This is a genomic window from Streptomyces sp. NBC_01446 (assembly GCF_026340095.1).
Taxonomy (GTDB): domain Bacteria; phylum Actinomycetota; class Actinomycetes; order Streptomycetales; family Streptomycetaceae; genus Streptomyces; species Streptomyces aureus.
This window is the reverse complement of sequence record NZ_JAPEPO010000003.1, coordinates 1,059,621-1,082,019: the sequence shown is the minus strand read 5'-3', so window position 1 is coordinate 1,082,019 and position 22,399 is coordinate 1,059,621. Positions and strand designations below refer to the sequence as shown.

21 protein-coding genes and 3 pseudogenes are annotated in these 22,399 nt (G+C 69.7%); 17 read left to right on the top strand and 7 right to left on the bottom strand.

Features of this window, described 5'->3' with window-relative positions:
* Nucleotides 1-275: 275 nt before the first annotated feature.
* A pseudogene (locus tag OG456_RS49660) lies at nucleotides 276-959 on the top strand (RNA-guided endonuclease InsQ/TnpB family protein); the annotation flags it as partial.
* A 152-nt stretch (nucleotides 960-1,111) separates the two neighbouring features.
* On the opposite strand, the pseudogene OG456_RS49655 reads toward OG456_RS49660, so the two are convergent.
* Nucleotides 1,112-2,511: pseudogene (locus OG456_RS49655) on the bottom strand (IS1380 family transposase).
* Nucleotides 2,512-2,633: 122 nt separating this feature from the next.
* Between OG456_RS49655 and OG456_RS49650 the strand changes: the two are divergent.
* Nucleotides 2,634-3,122: pseudogene (locus OG456_RS49650) on the top strand (RNA-guided endonuclease TnpB family protein); the annotation flags it as partial.
* A 56-nt stretch (nucleotides 3,123-3,178) separates the two neighbouring features.
* Here OG456_RS49650 and OG456_RS49645 read toward each other — a convergent pair.
* Entirely contained in the window at nucleotides 3,179-3,991 is an 813-nt protein-coding gene (locus OG456_RS49645) for a hypothetical protein (protein WP_266571811.1), read from the bottom strand.
* Between the two features lie 112 nt (nucleotides 3,992-4,103).
* Between OG456_RS49645 and OG456_RS49640 the strand changes: the two genes are divergently transcribed.
* The 8 genes from OG456_RS49640 (at nucleotide 4,104) to OG456_RS49605 (ending at nucleotide 12,817) form a co-directional block, all read left to right on the top strand.
* Nucleotides 4,104-4,727, top strand: coding sequence for a TetR/AcrR family transcriptional regulator (locus tag OG456_RS49640; RefSeq protein WP_266571690.1), 624 nt, complete (start codon nucleotides 4,104-4,106; stop codon nucleotides 4,725-4,727).
* Nucleotides 4,728-4,891: 164 nt separating this feature from the next.
* Nucleotides 4,892-5,365 (top strand): carboxymuconolactone decarboxylase family protein, encoded by a 474-nt coding sequence (locus OG456_RS49635; RefSeq protein ID WP_266571689.1) that lies wholly within the window; start codon nucleotides 4,892-4,894, stop codon nucleotides 5,363-5,365.
* Between the two features lie 189 nt (nucleotides 5,366-5,554).
* The gene (locus OG456_RS49630; protein WP_266571810.1) at nucleotides 5,555-6,103 is read left to right on the top strand and encodes a YciI family protein; all 549 of its coding nucleotides are present in this window, start codon (nucleotides 5,555-5,557) and stop codon (nucleotides 6,101-6,103) included.
* Between the two features lie 110 nt (nucleotides 6,104-6,213).
* A complete protein-coding gene (locus tag OG456_RS49625) occupies nucleotides 6,214-7,095 on the top strand; it encodes a hypothetical protein (protein WP_266571688.1) in 882 nt (293 codons plus the stop codon).
* Between the two features lie 82 nt (nucleotides 7,096-7,177).
* Entirely contained in the window at nucleotides 7,178-7,876 is a 699-nt protein-coding gene (locus OG456_RS49620; RefSeq protein ID WP_266571687.1) for an HAD family hydrolase, read from the top strand.
* A 164-nt stretch (nucleotides 7,877-8,040) separates the two neighbouring features.
* Nucleotides 8,041-8,349, top strand: coding sequence for a trypco2 family protein (locus tag OG456_RS49615; protein WP_266571686.1), 309 nt, complete (start codon nucleotides 8,041-8,043; stop codon nucleotides 8,347-8,349).
* 15 nt (nucleotides 8,350-8,364) lie between these two features.
* Nucleotides 8,365-12,357: a serine protease gene (locus OG456_RS49610; protein WP_266571685.1), complete on the top strand. Its 3,993-nt coding sequence runs from the start codon at nucleotides 8,365-8,367 to the stop codon at nucleotides 12,355-12,357.
* A 4-nt stretch (nucleotides 12,358-12,361) separates the two neighbouring features.
* Nucleotides 12,362-12,817: a DUF4913 domain-containing protein gene (locus tag OG456_RS49605; protein ID WP_266571684.1), complete on the top strand. Its 456-nt coding sequence runs from the start codon at nucleotides 12,362-12,364 to the stop codon at nucleotides 12,815-12,817.
* Between the two features lie 299 nt (nucleotides 12,818-13,116).
* Here OG456_RS49605 and OG456_RS49600 read toward each other — a convergent pair whose 3' ends face one another.
* The gene (locus OG456_RS49600; protein WP_266571683.1) at nucleotides 13,117-13,836 is read right to left on the bottom strand and encodes a haloacid dehalogenase type II; all 720 of its coding nucleotides are present in this window, start codon (nucleotides 13,834-13,836) and stop codon (nucleotides 13,117-13,119) included.
* A gap of 316 nt (nucleotides 13,837-14,152) precedes the next feature.
* On the opposite strand from OG456_RS49600, the gene OG456_RS49595 reads away from it, so the two are divergent.
* Complete coding sequence (locus tag OG456_RS49595) at nucleotides 14,153-14,716, top strand: NADPH-dependent FMN reductase (protein ID WP_266571682.1); 564 nt, start codon at nucleotides 14,153-14,155, stop codon at nucleotides 14,714-14,716.
* A 33-nt stretch (nucleotides 14,717-14,749) separates the two neighbouring features.
* On the opposite strand, the gene OG456_RS49590 is transcribed toward OG456_RS49595, so the two are convergent.
* The 3 genes from OG456_RS49590 to OG456_RS49580 are packed head-to-tail and all read right to left on the bottom strand — an operon-like array spanning nucleotide 14,750 to nucleotide 15,738.
* Nucleotides 14,750-15,142, bottom strand: coding sequence for a VOC family protein (locus tag OG456_RS49590; RefSeq protein WP_266571681.1), 393 nt, complete (start codon nucleotides 15,140-15,142; stop codon nucleotides 14,750-14,752).
* Nucleotides 15,139-15,441, bottom strand: a complete 303-nt coding sequence (locus OG456_RS49585) for a helix-turn-helix transcriptional regulator (RefSeq protein WP_266571680.1) — start codon at nucleotides 15,439-15,441, stop codon at nucleotides 15,139-15,141. Before OG456_RS49585 ends, OG456_RS49590 begins: the two co-directional genes overlap by 4 nt.
* Nucleotides 15,442-15,462: 21 nt before the next feature.
* Nucleotides 15,463-15,738: a hypothetical protein gene (locus OG456_RS49580; RefSeq protein ID WP_266571679.1), complete on the bottom strand. Its 276-nt coding sequence runs from the start codon at nucleotides 15,736-15,738 to the stop codon at nucleotides 15,463-15,465.
* A gap of 27 nt (nucleotides 15,739-15,765) precedes the next feature.
* Between OG456_RS49580 and OG456_RS49575 the strand changes: the two genes are divergently transcribed.
* From OG456_RS49575 to OG456_RS49550, 6 genes are all read left to right on the top strand, one after another.
* Nucleotides 15,766-16,254: a MarR family winged helix-turn-helix transcriptional regulator gene (locus OG456_RS49575; protein ID WP_266571678.1), complete on the top strand. Its 489-nt coding sequence runs from the start codon at nucleotides 15,766-15,768 to the stop codon at nucleotides 16,252-16,254.
* Nucleotides 16,251-17,576 (top strand): MFS transporter, encoded by a 1,326-nt coding sequence (locus OG456_RS49570; protein ID WP_266571677.1) that lies wholly within the window; start codon nucleotides 16,251-16,253, stop codon nucleotides 17,574-17,576. The genes OG456_RS49575 and OG456_RS49570 overlap by 4 nt, the downstream gene beginning before the upstream one ends.
* Nucleotides 17,577-17,787: 211 nt before the next feature.
* Complete coding sequence (locus OG456_RS49565; protein WP_266571676.1) at nucleotides 17,788-18,687, top strand: calcium-binding protein; 900 nt, start codon at nucleotides 17,788-17,790, stop codon at nucleotides 18,685-18,687.
* Nucleotides 18,688-18,858: 171 nt separating this feature from the next.
* Nucleotides 18,859-19,194: a YciI family protein gene (locus tag OG456_RS49560; protein WP_266571675.1), complete on the top strand. Its 336-nt coding sequence runs from the start codon at nucleotides 18,859-18,861 to the stop codon at nucleotides 19,192-19,194.
* Entirely contained in the window at nucleotides 19,191-20,438 is a 1,248-nt protein-coding gene (locus OG456_RS49555) for an RNA polymerase sigma factor (protein WP_266571674.1), read from the top strand. Before OG456_RS49560 ends, OG456_RS49555 begins: the two co-directional genes overlap by 4 nt.
* Before the next feature lie 174 nt (nucleotides 20,439-20,612).
* The gene (locus OG456_RS49550; RefSeq protein ID WP_266571673.1) at nucleotides 20,613-21,341 is read left to right on the top strand and encodes a DUF899 family protein; all 729 of its coding nucleotides are present in this window, start codon (nucleotides 20,613-20,615) and stop codon (nucleotides 21,339-21,341) included.
* 23 nt (nucleotides 21,342-21,364) lie between these two features.
* On the opposite strand, the gene OG456_RS49545 is transcribed toward OG456_RS49550, so the two are convergent.
* Nucleotides 21,365-22,315, bottom strand: coding sequence for a helix-turn-helix domain-containing protein (locus OG456_RS49545; RefSeq protein WP_266571672.1), 951 nt, complete (start codon nucleotides 22,313-22,315; stop codon nucleotides 21,365-21,367).
* Between the last annotated feature and the right edge of the window lie 84 nt (nucleotides 22,316-22,399).

Here is a 22,399-nt window from a genome sequence, read left to right as displayed (position 1 = left end):
CGCGTAGCGTCGCGGCGTCCCTCCCTGCGGAGCAGGGAGGTGCGGTGTTGTGGACTGCCGGTGCGGAGCATCATGGCTCGCCTCCCGCCCGGCCTCCGCCCCACAATCATTGGCGGGCGGGATAGGCCGAACTTGAGCGCGAGTGTCAAACGAGAGGACGATCGTGATCAGTTCCGATCTTCTGGGCCGGTACCCGGGAGGGCGCACCTAGGGTGACGTTCATGCAGCTCCGGTACGCGTTCCGGCTCTACCCGGAACTGGGGTAACGCCTCGCGTTGGGCCGGGCGTTCGGGTGCGCGCGGGTCGTGTTCAACGACGCGGTGCGCGCCCGGAAGGACGCGCACGCGGCGGGTCTGCCGTATCCGAAGGCCGCCGAGCTGTCCCAGACCTTGATCACCCGTGCCAAGCGGACCGTGGAGCGGTCTTGGCTGGGCGAGGTGTCCTCGGTGGTGCTCCAGCAGTCTTTGCGGGATGTGGAGGCCGCCTATAAGGCGTTCTTCGCCTCCCTCAAGGGTGAGCGTCGGGGCGCGAGGGTGGGTGCGCCGCGGTTCAAGTCGCGCAAGGACTCGAGGCAGTCGCTCCGGTTCACGGCCAACGCCCGCTGGTCCATCACCCCGGGCGGCCGGCTGAACCTGCCGAAGGTCGGTGAGGTGCGGGTGAAGTGGTCCCGCGCCCTGCCCGTGGTGCCGTCCTCGGTCACGGTGATCAAGGACTCGGCGGGGCGGTATTTCGCGAGCTTTGTCATCGGCACCGACCCGGCCGCCGACGCCGGCCGGATGCCCGCCACCGATCAGGCCATCGGCATCGACCTGGGCCTGACCCACTTCGCGGTGCTGTCCGACGGCACGAAATTCGACTCCCCGCGGTTTCTGCGCCGGGCGGAGAAGAAACTCAAGAAGGCCGGGCGGGAGCTGTCCCGCAAACAGAAGGGCTCGAAGAACCGGGCCAGGGCCCGTCTGAACCCGGATCCACCGGCTTGATTTTGGAGTGATCGTTTCGGGTGGTTCGGGGGCGGTCCGAGGCCGAGCTGCGGATTCGGGCATGGGGTGCCCGCTGGTCTGCCCAGCTTTTCCACATGCTCGGAGGTCTCAGGCCCTTGCGGGCGGGGTGGTCAAGGCTTGTCGACGGCGGGTGGTGGCGCGTGTGCGAGGTCGAAGAGCTGGGTGAAGTCGTCCCGCCAGGGCCAGCGTTGGGGCAGGTGGAGAGTAAGGCGGCGGGCCGACCGTGCCAGCCGAGCAGGCACGTTGATCAGGTGGTCGCGGATTGTGCCGGTGGTCGCCTTGGCGTGGAAGGCGGATGCCGGGGTGCCGGCGGCGCGGGTCAGGTTGTGCGCGAGGGCGGCCAGGGCGAGCCAGGCCGCGTTCGCCTGGAAGTGCCCGGAGGGGGCGTGCGCGAACGGGCCGTTCTTCACATCCGCGATCACCTGTTCCACGACTGCGTGACGCCTGTGATCACGCTCGGCAGCGGCCAGGGAGAGCGGAGAGTTGGTGAACGCGCCGTGATAGCGCCAGGTGTCGAAAAGCGTGCCCTGCCCCTCGGGGATCGCCCCGGGGTTGAGGCGCTTGACGCGGCGCACGATCAGGCGGGCGGTGACCTGCTGATTCTTCGGCTTGGAGGTGAAGGCGGTGTAGGTGGCCTCGGCTATCTCCGCGTCCGAGATCCAGCACTGCCCCTCTTCGTCCCACACCGCCTTCGGGTACTTGACCGCTTTCATGCGGCTTCGTCGATGCCCGCAATCGCGGCCTTGATCGAGGCGTTCATCCGCACCGTGACGGAGAAGCGGGCATCCAGGGCCCGGCAGGCGCCGATGACGTCGGCGCCGTAGAACGCGGAGTCGGCCCGCACGAGGAGCAGTCCGGTAGCGCCGCTGGCGCGGGACGTGCGGATGGTCTCGGCGACGAAGGCGGCGGCCCCGCGTGCGGAGTTGGTCGGGCCCTTGCGCAGACGGGTGGCGGCGATCACGGGGGCGGACAGGGGTGTGGAGACGATCCCGAGCAGCGCGTTGAGGCCCTTGACCTTGCTGTATCCGTAACCCGCCCCCTGCTTGGCGTAGCCGTAGGTGCGGCGGATCGTGTCATCGATGTCCACATGGGCGACCGATTCGGCGCCGGACAGCAGCCCGGTGTGCGCGGCCAGTTCGGGCAGGAACCTCCGTGCCACCGCGTGCAGTTGCTTCACGTGCCCGTGAGTGAAGGAACGCAGGAACGAGCCCAGCGTGGACGGCGCCCGCACCCCGGCGAACAGGCGCGGCAGAGCGCCGTGCCGCAGCCGGTCCATGTCATCGATGCTGTCCGCGCCCGCGACCATGCCGCCCACCAGCGACATCAGCTTCGCCGCGGGGAAGGCACCCGTGCCGTCCTTCGAGACCGGCAACCGGACGTGTTCGCTGGCCAGCGCGGGCAGTCCGCACCGCTCGGCCAGGCGCACCACCGGCTCCAGTCCGCCGTACCCGACAAGATTCGGATCATCGAACCGTGCGGAGACCTTCGCGGCGGCATGGGAAGATTGCATCTCGGAAGTGCCTTGTCGATCGTGCCTGATGTGGTCCTAGAGAAACCCCATCATCGCAGGTCACAAGGCACTTTCTCGTTTCCCCGAGAGTCATCCACAGACATCAAGCCGGTGGATCCGGGCTGAAGGTTGCCCGCGTGCATGCGCAGGTGGCTGATGCGCGCAAGGAGTTCCACCATCAGCTCTCCACCCGGTTGATCCGCGAGAATCACGCGATCGCCGTGGACGACCTGTCGGTCAAGGGCCTTGCGCGCACCAAGCTGGCCAAGTCCGTCCATGACGCGGGTTGGTCACAGTTCGTGAACATGCTCGCCTACAAGGCGGCCCGGTACGGGCGGACCTTTATCAAGATCAACCGGTTCGAGCCCACCAGCCAGGTGTGCTCGACCTGCGGACACCACGACGGGCCCAAGCCGCTCAACGTACGCGAGTGGACCTGCCCCGCCTGCGGCACCCGGCATGACCGGGATGTCAACGCCGCCAAGAATGTGAAACAGGCCGCCGGACTCGCGGTAACGGCCTGCGGAGCGAAGGTAAGACCAGAACCCGTTCTGGCCCAACGCGAAGAAACAAGAAGCCACGGAATCCCAGCAGGATGCCCTGCCGCCTAGCGGCACAGCAACCCGCGGGACGGCCAGAATCCTCGAGCTTCAGCCCGAGGAGCATGTCAAGAGGCGCTCCGGGCCCGGCCGACGAGCCCGGCCATCGTCGTGCGCGGCGGCTGTCGCAGGTCACGGTCCGGGCGCAGGACCGTACGGAACGCGACCCAGGCGAGTGCCCCGAGGGCGAACCCGTAACAGGCGACCAGCCCGTGGCCGTTCCCCTGGGTGAACCACATCGCCAGCCCGAGCATGGGCACGGCGAGCGCGAGCAGACGGTTCTTACTGGCCGTCTCGCGTGCGGTCTTGCGGGGCGAGCCCTCGTCGGCTGAGGCCTCGGCGTCGGGTCCCATGCCTTGGGAGCCCTTGCCGGGCACCTCGTCGGCGCCACCGCGCAGCAGCAGCGCCGCGGCCAGTGTCGCGCCCAGGAAGTACGTAGCGCCCGAGCTGCCGGCGAAGTTGCGGGGGTCGGTGCTGTGGGAGGTCTGGCCCCACAGCGCGTCGATCCGCTCGGGCAGCAGAATGCCCGCCGCGAACAGACAGAGCGTCAGCGGCGCACCCCAGAACCACTCGGCGAAGCCTGCGACGGCGGCGAGGGTCGCGATGTTCCACGCCGCCCCGCCGAAGCCCCCGTTCTGCATGAAGACCGAGGTGACCACGCGCCACCAGCCGGACTTCGCCGGGTCCGCGTCGAGCGCCCCCATCGCCCCCGACCAGCAGAGCTGGAGGACTACCCCGGCGAGCGCGATCCCGGTCAGGCCCACGGCCGCCCAGGGAATCCGTCGCCTGCCCAGCGTGGTCTCACCGACTAGAGCCAGACCACCCTTGAACATCAGCACCATCAGTGCCGCCGTGGTCACGCTGAACAGCACGCTGCCCATCGTCACCACCCCCCTTCGTTCCCCCGTCGATTCGCTGATCGTGACAGTAGCGCGACCTCGGCCGCTTTCAAACAGTGTTTGAAAAGCTGTTCGTGCTCGCTAGACTGCGGTCGTGAAGCTGACTGCAGACCGGATCGTCGACGCGGGGATGACGGTGTTCGCCGAGACCGGCTACCACGGCTTCTCCATACGGCAGGTCGCGGACCGGCTCCATGTGCACGCCGGCAGCCTCTACTACCACGTGCCGAACAAAGCATCGCTTCTCCAGCTGATGGCCGACCGCGTGGCCCGGCAGGCGTACGACGCCGGTACCGCGGCACTGGCCCAACTGCCCAGGCAGGAACGCTGGCAGACACGGGTCACCGCGCAGGCCGTCGCCGTACGGCAGAGCATCCAGCACCACCCCGGTGGGGCGATCATGCTCGCCGGCAGCCCCAAGACCCTCAGTCCCGGCGCGCTCTCGCTGATGGAGCGGCTGCTCGACACCCTCGCCGAGGCCGGCGTCCCTCCGGAGCACTGCGGCACCGCTGCCGACACTGTCCTCAGCCACGTCACCGGCTATGTGCTCCAGGAGCAGAGCGAGCCGCCCGCGACGCCGGTCACCGGCGAGGACATCGCCGCCTTGAGCCAGCGCTTCCCCCGGACGTTCGCCGCCGCGGCCGCCCAGCCCCCGGACGAGAAGTTCACCCGCAGCCTGGACCTGCTCTGCGCGGGCATCGCGACGCTCATCCCGTGAACCTCGCTCATCCCTTGAACCTCGTTCATGCCGTGAACCTCGTCGTCGGTGGCCGCTCACGCAGCGCTGGACGTGGAGACGCAGGTCACATGCGGTCATGTCACAGCGCGCGGAGCTGTTCCGTCATAGGGGTGTAGGCATCGGTAACGACGGAGGAGTTCACGATGAACGCCCGTTTGAACATGTTCGGCAACCCGGCGGCCATGAAGATCTGGAAGCACATCATCGCGGCGAACCAGGTGCTCGCCGAGTCGTCGGTGCCGCATGCGACGCTGGAGCTGGTGAAGATCCGTGCCAGCCAGATCAACGGGTGCGGCGGCTGCCTCGACATGCACACCAAGGACGCCGCTGCCGCCGGTGAGACCTCGACGCGCCTCAACCTGGTCGCGGCGTGGAGGGAGGCCACGGTCTACACCGAGGCCGAGCGTGCGGCGCTGGAGCTGACGGAGCAGGGCACCCGCCTCGCCGACGCGGCCGGTGGTGTCTCGGACGAGGTCTGGGCGAACGCCGCCAAGTACTACGACGAGGACCAGCTCGTCGTCCTCGTGTCGCAGATCGCCATCATCAACGCGTTCAACCGCGGGAACGTCATCATCCAGACGCCGGCCGGCGACTACCAGCCCGGCCAGCTGGGATAACTCGGTCCGGACGGACGACGAGGTGTGCCCGGCCCGGCGGTGCTCTCCGGGCGACCGCCGGGCCGGTTGACCTGTCCGATCAGGCCAGCCTGCCCGGACAGGTGGGCTGCCCGTTCAGGTGGCCTAGCTCGCAGGCCGAATCAGGGCGACTGCGAGATGGCGCAGGGCATGGTGGGACAGAGTGTGCGCATGGAGTTCTTCTGCTATCACCGCGATCGTCTCGACTCCCTCGCGCTACGCGATGAGTTGCTGGAAGACCACTGGTCCTACATGGACCGGTACGGCAAAGAGCTGATCGCGCGCGGCCCGACGCTCAGCAGCGACGGCGAGGAGCCGACGGGGAGTGTGCACATCGTCGACCTGCCGGACACCGCCGCGGCACGCGCGTTCGCGTTCGACGAACCCGGCTATCAGGCCGGCGTGTACCGGGATGTGATGCTGCGCCGGTGGCGCAACAGGCTCGGACGCACCATGTGGGACTACCCCGGCGGCCCGACCGAAGGAAACCGGTACCTGGTGCTCGGCCTCGGTGCCGGGCAGGCTGCCGACCTCGATGTGCCCGCCGATGAGGACGACTTGATCGCGTACGGGCCTCTGCTGTCCGACGACGGCGCCACCTGGCTGGGTACGGCGGCGCTGGTCCGGGCGCCGGACCCGGACACGGCATGCGCCGTTCTGACCGTGGGTCTCTACGCCGAGATCGAGGTCCACAACTGGCAGTTCGGCGGCAGGCGGTGATGACGGCCCTCACCCTGCCCTGAGAGCGGAAGACCGGCGAGCCGTGCAACGATTCCGGCCCCGCGTGCGTCAGTTATCCGAGAGTTCACTTCGATGCTTGAAGGACGTAAATGCAACGCGAGTGTGTCTTCGGTGTCGCCGGGGCCGTGCTGTTGGCCACAGCCGGCATCACCGCCTGTCAGGGCGACGCCTCGGCCGCGCCGCCCGGCGCGGCACGGGTCGTCAAGGACACCGATGACGAGGCGGTCATCGAACTGTCCGACGGACGCCGGGTCTCCCTGCGCTACCAGGCCGGTACGGGCCTGCTCGAACGGCACCGGAGCGCCGGCGGCAAGCCCTGGTCCCACGCGAAGACGGTCTACGCCACCAAGACCGACCCCTGCCAGGGCATCGACCTGAAGGCAAAGCGCGCCACCGTCACCGTCCGCGCCAACTTCGGACAGTACTGCCGGGACGGCGAGCCACCGACGGAGAGCGTCGCCGCCGTCGGCACCGGTGGACTGGGGAAGTGGGACACTCACCTCGCCAAGAACTGGGACGGCTGGGACCGGGTCGACATCGCCCGCGACGGGAAATCGGCGACGTTCTCGAACAAGTCGTCGGCCAGCACGACGACGCTCGACTGGCGCGCAGGCAAGGGCTTCGGCGAGGTCACCACCACGTACAAGAAGCTCGGTGAGCGGTTCCTCGGCACCTGGCGCGCCGAGGACGGCAGCCACCAGGTGACCTTCCGGCAGAGCAAGCTCAACGTGCCCGCGTCGGCCACGGTCACGATGCTCAAGGGCCCCACGTGCAAGGTCCGCATGGACTTGATCAACATTTGGGAGGACCGGGTGCAGCCCAGGGGAGCCAAGGTCCTGGAGGGCGAGAAAACCACGTACTGCCCGCCCGAGGATTTCAATTCCGAGTACGTGGTGGCGACTGCCGGCGGGCCGATGGAGCTCAGGAACCTCGGTGACGCCACGGCGCTGGTGACGTACCGGAAGCCGTGACGAAGTCGCCAGGAGCGTCGTCCGTTTCCTGGCCCACTGCCGGGCTTGCGCACCGGTGACGGGGAAGGCGAGGATCACCGGCATGGTCAAAGGTGTGATGTTCGACTTTTCCGGGACCCTCTTCCGCATCGAGTCGGTTTCCGAGTGGCTGGGAGCGGTTGTTGCCGAGGCCGGACTCGATATGAGTGCGGACGAACTCGCCGCGTGTGCCGGTCGGCTGACCGAGGCCGGAGCTCTGCCCGGAGGGGCTCCGCCTCGCGCGCTGCCGTCGCATCTCGAGGGGCTGTGGCGTGAACGGGACCTCAGCGCCGAGCAACACCGCGCTGCCTATACCGCTCTCGCCCGAGAGGCGTCCCTTCCGTCGGCGGAACTGGCCGAGGCGCTGTATGACCGGCACCGCACGTCGGCCGCATGGCGCCCCTATCCCGATACCGAGGGGACTCTCCGCGCTCTGCGTGGGCAGGGCGTTTCGGTCGCTGTGGTGAGCAATATCGGCTGGGACCTGCGGCCCGTCTTCCGTGACCACGCTGTCGACGGTCTCGTCGACGCGTACGTCCTCTCCTTCGAACACGGGGTGCAGAAGCCGGATCCGGGGCTCTTCCGAGCGGCCTGCGACAAGCTCGGGCTGCCGCCCGAGGAGGTCCTCATGGTCGGCGACGATCGCGTCGCGGACGCGGGGGCTGCGGCGCTCGGGTGTCCGGTTCATCTGGTCGACCACCTGCCCGTCGATCGACGACCGAACGCTCTGCGTGCCGTTCTTGGCCTCGTACAGGAAGGGTGAGTTGCGGTGTCTTCCCCTTCGAACAGCACCGATGGGGCGGCCGCGGTTCGGCGTTCCGCGGATCGTTGTCTGCGTTTCGTGCGGGATGACGGCTTGTAGGGGTGAGAGTTGACCAGGATCACTAGCATGGGTGCCCATGCTGAAGTCGTGACGAGGGGTAGGGCATGGCGAGCAGGGAACGCGACGAGGACTGGTTGGACCTGGCTGACGCCATCGAGGTGTTGCGTTCCCAGCTGTCGGAGGCGCAACGCCGCGGCCAGGGCTCGGAGTTGCGCTTCGTGCTGGGCGAGATCACCGCGGAGTTCGAGGTCGAGCTGGTGCGCACGCGAAATGGCGGCGGGGCCCTGCGGTTCGGCGTCGTGGAGGCCAACGGCCGCCAGGAGCGGTCGAAGCGGTCCGCCCAACGCGTGACCCTGCGTCTGAATCCGGAGCGTCGCGGCGGCGGAGACGTGGCCGTGGGCGACGTCGACTAGCACGGCGGTGGGCTGATGGAGGAGGAACAGGTCGTTCTTGTCCGCGGCGCGGGCATCGGCAGTGGCTATCTGATCGCGCCGCGGCTCGTCCTGACCGCCGCGCATCTGTTGCCGCCACCGGAAACGCGGGCCGAGATCACTGTGGCGCTGAGGGATTCGGCGGCACGGTTCCCGGTGGTGGTGCGGTGGCGACGGCAGGACGAGGCCGTGGACGCCGCCCTGTTGGAGATCCCGGCCGATCACCCCGAGTGGTCCACGCCCGCCACATTGCGCGGGGCCCTCGGCCGCCGCCCGCAACGCTGGGGCTGGTGCGTGACGGGCGGTTCCGAGATGCGGGTCACCGCCACGGGGTTCCCCCGGCAGCAGCGGGCCGCGGACGGCGGCCGGAACCGCGAGCAACTGCTCGGCCGGGTCAGGCCGCACGGCGGCAGGATCGCCGAAATCATCGACGACGCCGGCCTGTTGGGATTCGACACCACTGGGCTCGACCACGAGACCGCCGCGAACATCACCTCATGGTCCGGGATGTCGGGCGCGGCCCTCTTCCAGGAGCGCGGGAGGCTGCTGCTCGGTGTGGTGCGCGCGGACCGCCGGCCGCGCCACGGGACCCGGCTCACGTACACCCGCAGCGAGGACCTGCTGGCCTGCGCCGACTTCCGCGCCGTGGTCCGGGAGGCGACCTCCGTCGACCCGCAGCCCGAACCGGTGGAGCTCGCAGGCCTGTTGGAGTCGGCGCCGCCCAAACGGGAGGTGACGTCCCCCACCATGCTGCTGCGGGCCGACACCGAGGTCGTGTCGTTCCACGGCAGGGAGGACACCCTCGCCGATCTGGAGCAGTGGTGCCTGGCGGATTCCGATGGCGCAACCGCTGTGCGCGTGATCACCGCCCCGGGCGGTCAGGGCAAGACCCGACTGGCGCGACAGGTGATGGCGCGGCTGCGGAACCGCGGCTGGGTGGCCGGACAGGTACGCCACAAGCCACGCGACCTGGACGCGCTGCGCACCGTGCAGCACCCGCTGCTCCTCGTCGTCGACTACGCCGAGACCATGCCCGAGCTGGTCAGGGAGCTGCGGGAGCAGACCGAGGAGGCCAGACATCCGGTACGCCTTCTGCTGCTCGCCCGCTCCCTCGGATCCTGGCGGACCAGGGCGACCGGCGCCCTCCCCGAGACCCGGCTGCACGCGCTCAGCACCGGTGCCGCGGACCGGGAGCATGCGTTTTTGAGGGCGGCCCGCGACCTGTCGAGTCGCCTGGCCGAGGTGACCGGTGAGACGGACGTCGACTGGGCCCGGCTCCCTGACGCCCTCCCGGCAGCGGTCCGAGGTGCGGGCCTGCGGGCCGAGACGGCGCTGACCGTTCAGATGGCGGCCCTCGCCGCGCTGCTGCGCCACGTACGGGTCCCCCAGCCGGCCGGGGACGCGCTGGAGTCCCAACTCCTGTGGCACGAGCAGAAGTACTGGCAGGATTCCGCCGAGGAGTGGGGCATGGGCAGGCGGGCGCAGAGGCTGCAGGCGCGGGCCGTGGCGGCGGCCGTGCTGTGTCCCGCGCAGGACGAGCGTGAAGCCCGTGCCACCATCGCCCGGCTGCTGCCCGACGAACCGGCGTGGCTCACCGCGGACATCGCCGCCTGGCTGCGCGACCTGTATCCGCCGCCCGAAGGCCGCTACTGGGGTCGGCTCGAACCGGACCGGCTGGCGGAGTACCAGGCCTCCGAGCAGGTCATCGACGATGCGGGGCTGCTCGGCAGGCTGCTCGCCGGAGCCCCGGACCATCAACAGGTGCAGGCCCTCACCGTTCTGGCCCGATCCGCCGTGGCCCACGCCAACGAGGGCCGCACGCGCGAGGCCCGCATCGTCATCGACCGGCTCCGCGAGACGGTGCGCCCGGCTCCCGCCGGCGAGCCACACAGCACCGGCAGGCTGACCGCCGACGAACCGCTGACAGCCACCGCCCTGCGCGCGCACTCCGACGCGCTGCCGGAACAGTCCCATGTGCTGCGTGAGTACGCCCTCGACGTCGCCCGCGAACTGAGCCGCCTGTGCCGCACCACGGGCGACAGCCCACAGGCGCTGCGCGACCGCGCGTGGGCGCTGCACAACCTGGCGGAGCGGCACATGGCGGTCGGCGACTGGGAGGAAGCCCGGGTGGCGGCCGGAGACGCGGCCGCGCTCCGCAGGACGCAGGTGGACGACGGGACGAGCACGCACCGCACGGAATGGGCCGACTCGCTGCTGGCGCTCTCGCAAGCCCGGCGCATGACCAGGCACCTGATGGAGGCTCACGACGCCGGCGACCAGGCGCTGGGCCTCTTCCGCACGCTCGCGGCACAGGGCGGCGAGGACGGGGAGAAACGCGAGCGCGGCCTGGTCCGGGCGCTGATCAATCAGTCACAGGTGGTCTGGCGGCTCGACCCGAGCGCGATTCCCTTCGACCAGATCGCCAGGTCCGACGACCACACGGACGAGGCCGTCCGACGCGCCCGCACTCTGGCGGCCCGGCACCCCGATCTGGATCCCCTCCTGCTCACCAAGGCGCTGGCGGAGCGTGGGGCGAACCTGTGGCGCCTCCAACGGCATTCGGAGGCGCTGTCGCTGAGCGAGGAGGCGGCCGAGACCGCGCGCCGGTTGGCCAGGGAGAACCCCGACGCCTACGCCGCCGACCTCGCGAGCGCGCTGATGGGCCTGGCGGTCGACTACAGCAACGCCACACGGCCACCCGGCGAGGCCATGGCGCTGGTACGGGAAGCGATCGAACTCCTGCGCCCGCTGGCCGGGGATCTTCCCGGCGTCCACCGCTCCACTCTGGCGCAGATGCTGCACAACTTGGCCTGGGAGCAGTTCGACGCGGGGGACGCCGCGGCGGCGCGGGAGTCCATCGCAGAGGCCGTCGAGCATCGCCGGGCCCTGATGCGTCAACCGTACGGGACACCAGTTCCCACTCTGGCCCAGTCGGTGAGCGCGCTCGCGACCTACCACGCGAGCGCGGGCGACCACCGGGCGGCGGTGGAGGGTTTCGAGGAGGCGCTGGCGACCTACGAGCGCACCGAACTCCCGCTCAGTGCAAGCGACTTGAAGAATCAGTCCGGGACAGCCCTCAAACTCGCCCACTCCTACGATGCCCTGGGCCGCTCGGCGGACGCGCTCACCGCCCTGAACCAGGCCCTCGCCGTCCGACACCGCCTCAGGGAGTACGCCCCCAGCCTGTACACGGAGGGGTATGCCACCGCTCTCCACGACCTCTCCGACCTGTACCGCAAGTACGACCGTCCGGTCGCGGAGCGCATCTTGCTGCGCCAGGCGCAACCCCTCTACCGCCGGCTGTCCCGCGTCACCGACGAGGGCCGCGAGGGGCTGGCGTGGTGTCTGCATGACCTCGGCACGAGCTACGCCACGTCCTGGGCCACGGCCGACCGCGCGGTTACGTCGCTGCGGGAGGCGTACGAGCTGCGCGCAGGCCTGTCGGCCCGTGACGCGAGACATGAGGAGGACCTGGCCGGCACCTGCGCTCAGCTGGCCCGCGCCCTGCTGATGACGAGCTCCTTCCACGAAGCCGTCCGTATCGCGGAGCACGAGGTGAGCCTTCGCAGCCGCCTGTCCGTCACGAACCGGGCCCGCCACGAGCGCCCGCTGTGCTTCGCGCTCCTACGGCTGGCCGAGGGGCGGGCGTCGACGGGGAACGAGGCCGAGGCATGGCACACCGCACTACAGGCGGAGCAGGCCTGCCTGACGCTGGTCGACCGCCCTGGCGAACCGCCGGCCGAGCGCGCGCTGCTCCTGTGCCGACTGGCCAGAGCGCTGAGCCTGTGCGGTCGCCGCGACTGGCGCCGGGCCGCCCGTGCGGAGCGACCGGCACGGCGGGCCATTCGCATCTACCGCCGCCTCGTGGACCAGGACCCGAGGACGCACCAGGCCGACCTGACATGGGCCCTCAACACGCTCACCAGAGTCCTGGAACGCCTTGGCCGCCATGCCGGGGCAATCGACGTACAGCTGCGAAAAGGAGCATGACGCCGTGACATCACCACTGCCCGACGGGGAGAGGGACGAGTCGCTCGAGGACATCCGGTGGGACGAGGAGAGCGCCACCCGACCGGCAGAGCTGTACTACCCGAACGTGGCCGAGTTCGTCGCCGACCGGTTCGTCTATTTCGTCCCCCGGCCCACGCCTGAATCCGGGCGGGTATGGTGCCCGCGCTGGTTCGCCCACGCTCAGGCGCTCTCCCGGCTGGACTCCATCTGGCGCGCCTGGGAGACGTTGCGCTGGGACGGCGCGCTGGGAATGTCGAACTGGTGGCTTCACCATGTCGACCCGCATCTGAGCGCGCTGCTGGACCCGGTCACGGGACCGTTCGCCGGGTGCGCTGAAGGCCACCTGATGCACGAGCCCCTGCCGATCGAAGCGGTGCCGGACGGACTGTTCGATCAACACACGACGCCGCTGACGAAGGACCCGTTCTCCCTGGACTGACCGGGCCCGTCATGTGTCCCGCCGAGAACCTCTCATCCGCCCGGCAACGGAGTTCTCGGCCCCCATGACACGCAGGAACTGCCGGCAGCATCAAGGGCTTTCGCGACTACCCTCGTATGTCGTGAACGCCTACTTCACGACGGAACAGTGCCCCAGCTGCGGCTGCCACACCGACGGCCTGTCCAACAGATTCGCCTGCACTTCCTGCGACACGGTATGGACGTCGGGGGACCCGGACTCGATCGTGAGCCCTCGTACGAGCGTCATGTGACGGCCGGGCAGCGCCGGTTGGCCAAATCCTATGGCTGGGGCCGACCGGGGCGGGCTGGGACAGCCTTGTCGAGTTGGTCGGCCAGGTCGTCCAAGCCGTCGGCGTACAGGTCGAATTGGTCCGTGGAGGTTGGCGGGTCGCCGACGGGGCGGGCGACGTAGGCGGTGCGCAGGCCGAGGGTCTGGGCCGCACGCAGGTCCCAGGCGTGGGTGGCGACCATCAGCAGCCGCTCGGGCGGTCGTCCGGAGACCGTGACGGCCAACTGGTAGACCGCAGGGTCCGGCTTGTAGGTCCGGGAGTCCTCGGCGGACAAAGCCTGGTGCCAGCGCAGGCCGGCGTGGGCGTTGACTTCCAGCAGCGCCGTCCGGCTCGCGTTGGAGAGTCCGATCAGCGGGTGCCTTTGAGCGAGTCGGGCGAGGCCGGTCACGGTGTCGGGCCACGGCGGGAGCCGGCGACCTGACCGGGCAAGCGCCGCTACGGCGGCCAGGTCGCCGACTCCGGCGGCGTCGGCGACGAGCCGGGCGGCTTCCTGGTCGAGTGCGTCACTGGTGAGGTAGGGCCGGCCGCCGTCGAGGATGCGACGCTGCTCGCACTCGATGTGCTGCTGCCACAGCGACAAAAGCCGTTCGACACTGGGGTTGTCGAGCGACGGGTCGAGTTCGCGAATGCCGTCGCGGATACCGGCGGGTTCGTCGACGAGGGTGCCGAGTACGTCGAAGACGACGGCATCGATCTCCAGCTGCGACATGGGCGAGGTCTCCATGCAAGGGGTGAGACGGCTGATGGTCGAACGTAGTGGGAGGGTCGGCGAGGGGGCAAGCCGTGTTGTACGCCTGGGTCGGGACGCCTACGCCTGGACGGCGGGTCCCGCGACCTTGCAGGAGGGCGGGTGACCGGTGTTGTGTGCCGGGTGGCGGCGGGGATGGCGAGAGTTCGCCGCTGCCCGAGGAGCGGCGACACTTGCCGCCACAGACAACTAAAGCGGACATAGGGGAGTTGGCCCCGAATGCGCTCAGTACGGGAGCAGCGGCCGGAACCGGTGAACGGCCCGATAGGTTGAGCGGATGTCTACGCCGTCTTCGATCCTGCTGCTGTCCGGAAGCCTGCGCACCGGTTCCTCCAACGAGGCCGTGCTCCGCACCGCGCACGCCCTGGCCTCGCCTCAGGTGCGCACGGTCATGTACGACGGGCTGGCTGCGCTTCCGCATTTCAACCCCGACGATGACGCCGATCCGTTGCCGGTCCCCGTGGTCGCGTTGCGCGCGGCGATCGCGGAGGCGACCGCGATCCTGATCTGTACGCCGGAGTACGCGGGCTCCGTGCCGGGTTCGTTCAAGAACCTGCTGGACTGGACGGTCGGCGGCACCGAGATCTGCGACAAGCCCGTGGCCTTCGTGAACGCCGCTGCCCCGGGCCGGGGCGAGGGCGCCGCGGCGACCCTGCGCACCGTACTCGGCTACACGGGCGCCGACATCGTGGAGTCTGCCTGCACGAGGATTCCGGTGGAGCGCCGGATGATCGGTACGGACGGAGTGATCACCGATCCGACGGCGCGGGAGCAGCTCGGCAAGGTCCTTGGCCTGCTTGCCGAGTTCCCCGCATCGGCCGTGAAACCCGACGAAGCGTAGTCCCGGCCACCGGCCTCCCACGTGGTCGGTCGCCTACTCCGGCTTCGTCGCGATCTGGATCAGGTTGCCGCACGTGTCGTCGAAGACGGCGGTGGTGACGGGGCCCATCTCCACGGGTTCCTGGGTGAAGACCACGCCGAGGGCGCGCAGGCGCTCGTACTCCGCCTTGACGTCGTCGACGGCGAACTGGGCGAGAGGGATGCCGTCCGCGACGAGAGTGTCGCGGTAGGGCTTGACGGCCGGGTGACCTGCCGGCTCCAGGAGGAGTTCGGTGCCGCCCGGCTCGTCGGGCGAGACGACGGTCAGCCAGCGGTTCTTCTCGCCGATCGGGACGTCGTGCTTCTTCACGAAGCCGAGGATCTCGGTGTAGAAGCGCTCGGCCTTGGCCTGGTCGTCGACGAAGACGCTGGTCAGGTGGATCTTCATGAGGTGCTCTCCTCCGGTCCGGATGTGTCGGGCACGGGCCATCGCTCGGCGATGCGGCGCAACGGCGCCGTGTTGAGGTCGTGGAATTTGTAGCGGCCCTCCCGCCTGGTCTCGACGAGCCCGGCGGCCTCCAGTACGGCGAGGTGCTGGGAGACGCCCTGGCGTGAGATACCGAGCTGATGCTTCATGCTCAGTCGCTTGCAGATCTCGAACAGTGTCTGTCCGGACTTCTCCGAGAGCTCGTCGAGGATGGTGCGGCGGGTGGGGTCGGCCAAGGCTTTGAAAAGATCGTCGGCCATGGCCAGATGATAGGCAACTCTTCACTTGCCTATCAAGTCGAGCCGCTCCGTGTGTCCTGAGTCGGCCCGCCGGGCGGCGGCGGCCCTGAGTCCCCTGGAGGCCGTCCGGATCGGAGGCGTGACCGGGGTGGCTTCTGAGGTCGTGCATGCCATGGGGGCATCAGTACGGTCGGCCAGTTCGGCCAGTTCGGCCAGTTCGGCCAGTTCGGCCAGTTCGGCCAGTTCGGCCAGTTCGGCCAGTTCGGCCAGTTCGGCCGGTTCGGCCAGCTCGGCTGGGAAGCAGACGCGTAGGTCCATTTATCGCAGCGCTGTTATATTAGCGCTGTGACATCTACTGATCCCACCGTGGTGCCCGATCCCTGGCAGTCGCTGCACCAGCTGCTGGCCGCCATGGACGCCGAGATCGAGCAGGTCTACGTCGAGCGTGGCATCAAAGGGGTGCGGCCGCGGTTCGCGTACCCGCTGATCCGGCTCGCCCACACCGGACCCCTGACCATCCGTGAACTCGCGGAGTCCCTGAACCGCTCGCACTCCGCGATCAGCCAGACCATCGCCGCCATGCGCAAGGAGGATCTGGTCACCTCCGAACCAGGGCCCGACGCCCGCACCCGGCGGATCAACCTCACCGAACGCGGCCGCTCGCTGGTGCCGTTCCTGGAGGCCGAGTGGCGCGCCACGCACGCGACGGTCGCCGAGCTGGACGGCGAGATCCCGTATGCGATGACGGCTGTCGCCGAGGAGGTGCGGCGGGCACTGGAGCACCGGTCGATGCGGGAGCGGATCCTCCGCCACCTCACGGAGCCACCCCAGTGAACAGACGTGTCCGGTTCCTCGACACCCGCCCGCTGCGTCGCAGCCGGCCGTTCCGTGACCTGTGGATCGGCACCTCGGCCTCCCAACTCGGCGGCCAGATAGCGACGGTGGCAGTGCTCGCCCAGGTCTGGGATCTGACCGGCAGCACGGTGGGCACCGGCGCCATCGGGCTCGCCACCGGCCTGTCGATGGTGCTGTTCGGGCTGCTCGGCGGCACGTTGGCCGACAGTGTCGACCGCCGGGCGCTGGTGCGGGCCACTACGGCAGGCCAACTGCTGGTCGCCGCAGGGCTGTCCGCTCAAGCCGTGGCGGGCAACCGGAACGTGGTCCTGCTCCTCGCCCTGGTCGCTGCCGGGACCGCTTGCGGCGCGCTGGGTGCCCCTGCCCGGCGAACCTTCCCCGTCCGGCTGCTTCCGGCCGACCAAGTCGCGGCCGGTCTCGCGCTGACCAACGTCTCGTTCCAGGCGGCGATGCTGGCCGGACCCGCGCTGGCCGGGCTGATCATCGCCCGCTGGGACCTCCCTGCAGCATACGGCGCCCAGGCCGTGACGACGGTGGTCTCGGTGCTCGCGGTGATCCGTCTCCCGGCCATGAAGCCTGAGGGCACCGACGCGAATCTCACCAGGCGCCGCCTGGAGCGCGGAGGTTGGCGGATCGTGCTGCGCCGCCCGACGCTGTGGGGCTCGATGGCCACCGACCTGTCCGCGACGCTGCTCGCCATGCCGATCGCGCTCTTCCCGCTGGTCAACGAGATCCGCTTCGGTGGCAACCCGCAGACCCTCGGTCTGTTCCTCTCGGCCGTCGCGGTCGGCGGGATCACGGCCGGACTTCTCTCCGGCACGGTGACGCGCTGGCGCCGCGGGGGCCTGGTCCAGCTGTGCGCGGCCGCCGTCTGGGGCGTCGCGCTGGCGGGCTTCGGCCTGTCCGGGCCGCTGTGGCCGGCGCTCGGATGCCTGGCCGTGGCCGGCGCCGCAGACACCGTCTCCGTCGTCACGCGCAGTGCGCTGGTCCAGCTGGAGACCCCGGACGCGTACCGGGGGAGGGTTTCCTCGCTGGAGCACGTCATCGGCGTCGCGGGCCCCGAACTCGGCAATTTCCGCGGCGGTTTGATGGCATCGGCCACCTCCGCTCCCTTCGCCCTGGTCACCGGCGGCCTCTCCGCCACGCTGGCAGTCGCCGCGGTGGCAGCGACGAACGCCTCCCTCCGTGCGTACCGCACGCCGCCCACCCCCGACAATCACCAGAACGAGGAGTCTCACGGAGACCGTCGTCCGAAACTGCAGACGATCGCGCTGAACAACGACGGCTCAGGAACGCCATGAGGCCAATGAGTGAACCCGAGTTGGACCGTTACCGAAGAAAGAATTGGCGCATTACCGATCCTCTTACTTGTAACCGCAGTTCATCGCCGTTTCCGTCACCATTGCCGAACCTGTGAGCCGTATTTCCCGCCAACTGGCGACGCAACCAAGCGAATACCGGGGGAGTCACCTCCAGTTGTTAGAGGCACATACTCCTCATGGAGGCAATGCAATGCACTCTCGTCCCTTAAGCCGCCGGACGCTGCGCGCCGCGTCGGCGGTGATGCTGGCTGTCGGTGCGGGGTTCACCGGGCCCGTCCTGCTCGCCGGTACGGCCGGTGCCGCGACGTCGTCGGCCACCGCCGCGCTCAACGGTCGTGCGGTCGCCTACACCGCCGCCCCGGGCCAGACCAACGACGTGACCGTCACAGCGTCGAAGAACGGAACGGACATCACGTACGTCATCGACGATGCGGTCACCATCGGCGCGGGCGACGGCTGTACGTACCCCAGCGGCACGGACCGGACAAAGGTCTCGTGCACGGTTGCCACGGTGGACAGTCAAGACCCCTACGCCACCCTTGAGTTGTCTCTCGGCGACGGCGACGACGCCCTGACCTACGACAACCGGACCGAGGAGACGTACTACTTCGCGTCGATCGACATGGGCGAAGGCAAGGACACCCTGACCGAAACAGGCGGCGTTCAGGGCAACGGCGTCGCCGGTGGCGCGGGCGACGACAACCTCTCCGTGGGGCCGGTCACTGTGGTGCTCGGCGGCGACGGCAACGACACGATCGATGCCGCCGAGGGCACCATCGCGCAGGGCGGCAACGGCAACGACACCATCCACTCCAGCGGCGAGGACAGCGCCGTCGACGGCGGTGCAGGCCGCGACATGATCTACGGCGGCGCGGAACGGCAGAGCCTGTCCGGCGGTGACGACAACGACACGATCCGCGGCGGCGACGGGAACGACTACCTGTACGGCGGCAAGGGCGACGACGTTCTGTACGGCGACGCCGGCGACGACACGATCTATGGGAACAGCGGCAACGACAAGCTGTACGGGGGAGCCGGCACGGACACTCTCTCCGGCGGACCCGGCACGAACGTCGTTCACCAGGACTGACATCCCGACCGCCGGTCCGGGTACCGCCGGTGCCCGGGCCGGCGTTGGCTGCCCTGATTGCCGGAGCAGCAGGCGGCGCGGCCGCGTGGTCGGGGGGAGCGGGGGTGGCTGTGCGTCTGTGATGCGATTCGCGGCTCTCACGCCGGCGGTGTCGGGGGCAGAATGGACAGGGTGAAGTACGTGCTGCTCATCTGCGACGACGAGAAGGTTTCGCCCAGCAACGAGGAACTCGAGGCGGACCCCGTACACCAGGCCTGGCTCGCCGACCTCGACCGGCGGGGTGGCATGCTCGTCGGTGCGCGGCTGCGTCCCGTGGTGGACGCGACCACGGTCCGGGTCCGGGACGGCGAAACCCTGGTGTCGGACGGCCCGTTCGCGGAGACCAAGGACTTCGTCGGCGGCTTCGTGATCGTCGAGTGCGCGGACCTGGACGAGGCGATCGCGATCGCCGAAGGCCATCCCTACGCGCGCTGGGGCGGCGTCGAGATCCGCCCGGTCTGGGAATGACCGCGCCGGACGACCAGGTCCGGACGGCCGTCGACGCGGCGTTCCGGGACGAGTGGGGTCAGGTGGTCGCGACCCTGATCGGGATGACGGGCGACTGGGACCTGGCGGAGGACTGCGCGCAGGACGCGTTCGCCGCCGCGCTGACGACCTGGGCGCGCGACGGCGTGCCGCGCCGCCCGGGCGCATGGCTCACCACCACTGCCCGCAAACGCGCGACCGACCGGCTGCGGCGCGACGCCGTCGGCGCGGCCAAGCTGCGCGGGCTCGCCGTGATCATCCGAGACCCGGATGAACCGCCGGTGGAGGACATCCCGGACGAGCGATTGCGGCTGATCTTCACCTGCTGCCATCCGGCGCTGCCCTTCCCGGCCCGGGTCGCGCTCACCCTGCGTACGCTGGCCGGGCTGAGCACCGCCGAGATCGCCCGGGCCTTCCTGACGGCCGAGCCGACGATGGCGCAGCGCCTGGTCCGCGCCAAGCGCAAGATCGCCGAGGCCGGCATCCCGTACCGCGTGCCGCCCGCCGACCTGCTCCCGCAGCGACTCGCCGCCGTCCTCACGGTGCTCTACCTGATCTTCAACGAGGGGTACGACGACGAGGGCGAGGACGCCCACCGGGCGCTGACCGCCGAAGCGATCCGGCTGGCCCGGGTCCTGATCCGGCTGATGCCCGGCGAACCCGAGCCGCGTGGACTGCTCGCCCTGATGCTGCTGCACGAGGCGCGCCGCACGACCCGCACATCCGACGGCGTGCTCGTCACGCTGGAGAAGCAGGACCGGCACAGGTGGGATCAGGGGCTGATCGCCGAGGGCGTGGACATCCTCGACAAGGCGCAGGCCGGAAGGCGAACCGGGCCGTACCAGGTCCAGGCCGCGATCGCCGCCTGCCACGCCACCGCGCCCGACGCGGCGAGCACGGACTGGCCGCAGATCGCGGTGCTGTACGCGGAGCTGGCCCGGTTGGCCCCGTCCCCGGTCGTCGAGCTGAACCGGGCGGTGGCGGTCGCGATGGCGGACGGCATCCCGGCCGGTCTGGCGCTGGTCGACGAGCTGACGGCATCCGGGCGCCTCGACGGCTACCACCTGCTGCCCGCGACCCGGGCCGACCTGCTCCGCCGCTCCGGCCGGAGGGCCGAGGCCAGGCAGTCGTACGAGGAAGCCCTGAAACTGGCGCCGACCGAGGCCGAGCGTCGCTACCTGTCCAGCCGGATCAGCGAGCTGACCTGTGGAAACGGCGAACTCTGACGAGCTTCGCACATTCCGCGAACTTTCTTCGCTGCCGATGTCGATCCGGCGGGGCCGCCTTCGTCGGTGGGGTGAAAGTCGCTCTGGAGATGAGCCGGAGATGAGCCGGAGAAAACCTCCGGACAGCCCCTCCGGACAGCACCCTCCAGACAGGACATGAAGGGATGAGTTCTCATGAGCACCGAAACGAGCGCTGCGGCACCCAAGGCCGTCGACCGAGCCGCCTACCAGGCAGAACTGGACGCGCTGCGGATCCGGGAGAAGGCGTACACCCGCGAAGGCGACGCGATCGCGGCGGCCCGCCGCCGGCTGCCCATGGTGGAAGTGGACGCCCGTACCCCGCTGACCGGCCCGTCCGGTCAGGTCACGCTGCTGGACGCATTCGAGGGCCGCACGCAGCTCATCGCGTACTTCCAGATGTGGCACGCCGACCACCCCGCCGCCGAGCAGTGCGAGGGCTGCACGTTCTTCAACAGTCAGGTCCGTGAGCTGTCCTACCTGCACTCCCGTGACGTCACCTACGCGACGCTGTGCCAGGGCCCGTACGAGGAGAGCGTCCGCTACCGCGACTTCATGGGCTGGGACGTGCCCTGGTACTCGGCCCGGGAGTCGATCGACACACTGATGGCGGGGCGTGGCCCGTTCATGCTGGCGTGCTATCTGCGCCAGGGAGACCGGGTGTTCGAGACGTACTGGACCACCGGCCGTGGCGTCGAGGCGATGGACCAGACGTACGGCCTGCTGGACCGGACGGCGTACGGGCGGCAGGAGCCGTGGGAGGACTCGCCCGCCGGCTGGCCGCAGATCAGCGGCAACTACATGAGCACCGACGGACGCCCCACCGCCCAGTGGCCCCGCGTCGAAGCCGGACGTTCCGACGACCTCGAAGCCCCCGGGCGCTAGTCGAGCGACCGGCTTGCGGGGTTTCATATCCACCCCCGGCGCGCCGCGATCACCCCCGCCTGGAAGCGGTTCGCGGCGCCCAGCTCCTCGTGCAGACGGCTGATCCGGCGCCGCATCGTCCGTACCGACCAGCCCAACTGGCGGGCTATCGCCTCGTCCTTGAGGCCGCTGACGAGGAGGGTCAGCATCTGGCGGTCCTCCTCGCCGAGAGGGTCGTCCTCGGCGGGGGCACCCAGCGGGGTCGCGGTGCGCCAGCACAGTTCCCAGTAGTCGATCAGGCCGTCGAGCAGGGTTGACGGGCGGATGACGGCGGCGCGCACCTCCGTCGTGAAGTCGAGGGTGAGTGGCATCAGGGCGAGGCGGCGGTCGGAGATCGCCAGTTTGATGCGCAGGCCCGGCAGTACGCGGGCCTGCTCGCCGTGCGCCACCAACTCCCGGATGTCGCCCAGGACTCCGGGCCACTCCAGCGCCTCGGGGGCGTAGACGGCGCGGTAGTGGACGCCCCGGGTGAGAGCCGTCGCCTCGACCGGGTTGGAGGTGGTCAGCGCGTACGGCGGGCGGTCCAGGGTGATGACCTCGTCGCGCGCCTCCTGCTGAAGCTGTACGAACCAGCGGCCCAACGCCTCGCCGCCGGTGATGACTTCGACCTGTTCGGAGCCGCCCTGCCGGGCCGCGGCGAACAGCCGTGAGAGCTCGCCGGCCGCCGCCCGGACGCCGTCGAGATCGGCGGTTCGGGAGCGGACCAGGGACTCCAGGGCCGCGCCCGGCTCAATGGCCGCGTACCGGCGGCGCGTTCCGGCCAGCCGCCCCACCAGGCCGTTTTCGCGCAGCCGGTCGAGGGCGCGGGCGACCCGCTCGGTGGAGCAGGACAAGTCATCCGCCAGCTCGGCGGGTGCGGCGGTGTGCCGGACGAGGATCGCGCGGTAGACGCTCTCGTCGAAGGCTTCGATTCCTGCGGCGCTCAGTTGGGACATGGCCGGATCTTGGCCCGTGTGTGCCAGCGGCAGCAATGGGCCAGGCCAAATCATTGTCTGGACCACTCGCTTCCGATTTATTCG

Coding starts and splice junctions, on each gene's coding strand:
- OG456_RS49645 (WP_266571811.1), bottom strand. CDS start 3,991: ATGGGCAGCGTGCTGTTCAGCGTGACCACGGCGGCACTGATGGTGCTG.
- OG456_RS49635 (WP_266571689.1), top strand. CDS start 4,892: ATGAACGCCCGTTTGAACATGTTCGGCAACCCGGCGGCCATGAAGATC.
- OG456_RS49630 (WP_266571810.1), top strand. CDS start 5,555: ATGGAGTTCTTCTGCTATCACCGCGATCGTCTCGACTCCCTCGCGCTA.
- OG456_RS49625 (WP_266571688.1), top strand. CDS start 6,214: ATGCAACGCGAGTGTGTCTTCGGTGTCGCCGGGGCCGTGCTGTTGGCC.
- OG456_RS49620 (WP_266571687.1), top strand. CDS start 7,178: ATGGTCAAAGGTGTGATGTTCGACTTTTCCGGGACCCTCTTCCGCATC.
- OG456_RS49615 (WP_266571686.1), top strand. CDS start 8,041: ATGGCGAGCAGGGAACGCGACGAGGACTGGTTGGACCTGGCTGACGCC.
- OG456_RS49610 (WP_266571685.1), top strand. CDS start 8,365: ATGGAGGAGGAACAGGTCGTTCTTGTCCGCGGCGCGGGCATCGGCAGT.
- OG456_RS49600 (WP_266571683.1), bottom strand. CDS start 13,836: ATGTCGCAGCTGGAGATCGATGCCGTCGTCTTCGACGTACTCGGCACC.
- OG456_RS49595 (WP_266571682.1), top strand. CDS start 14,153: ATGTCTACGCCGTCTTCGATCCTGCTGCTGTCCGGAAGCCTGCGCACC.
- OG456_RS49590 (WP_266571681.1), bottom strand. CDS start 15,142: ATGAAGATCCACCTGACCAGCGTCTTCGTCGACGACCAGGCCAAGGCC.
- OG456_RS49585 (WP_266571680.1), bottom strand. CDS start 15,441: ATGGCCGACGATCTTTTCAAAGCCTTGGCCGACCCCACCCGCCGCACC.
- OG456_RS49580 (WP_266571679.1), bottom strand. CDS start 15,738: ATGGACCTACGCGTCTGCTTCCCAGCCGAGCTGGCCGAACCGGCCGAA.
- OG456_RS49565 (WP_266571676.1), top strand. CDS start 17,788: ATGCACTCTCGTCCCTTAAGCCGCCGGACGCTGCGCGCCGCGTCGGCG.
- OG456_RS49555 (WP_266571674.1), top strand. CDS start 19,191: ATGACCGCGCCGGACGACCAGGTCCGGACGGCCGTCGACGCGGCGTTC.
- OG456_RS49550 (WP_266571673.1), top strand. CDS start 20,613: ATGAGCACCGAAACGAGCGCTGCGGCACCCAAGGCCGTCGACCGAGCC.
- OG456_RS49545 (WP_266571672.1), bottom strand. CDS start 22,315: ATGTCCCAACTGAGCGCCGCAGGAATCGAAGCCTTCGACGAGAGCGTC.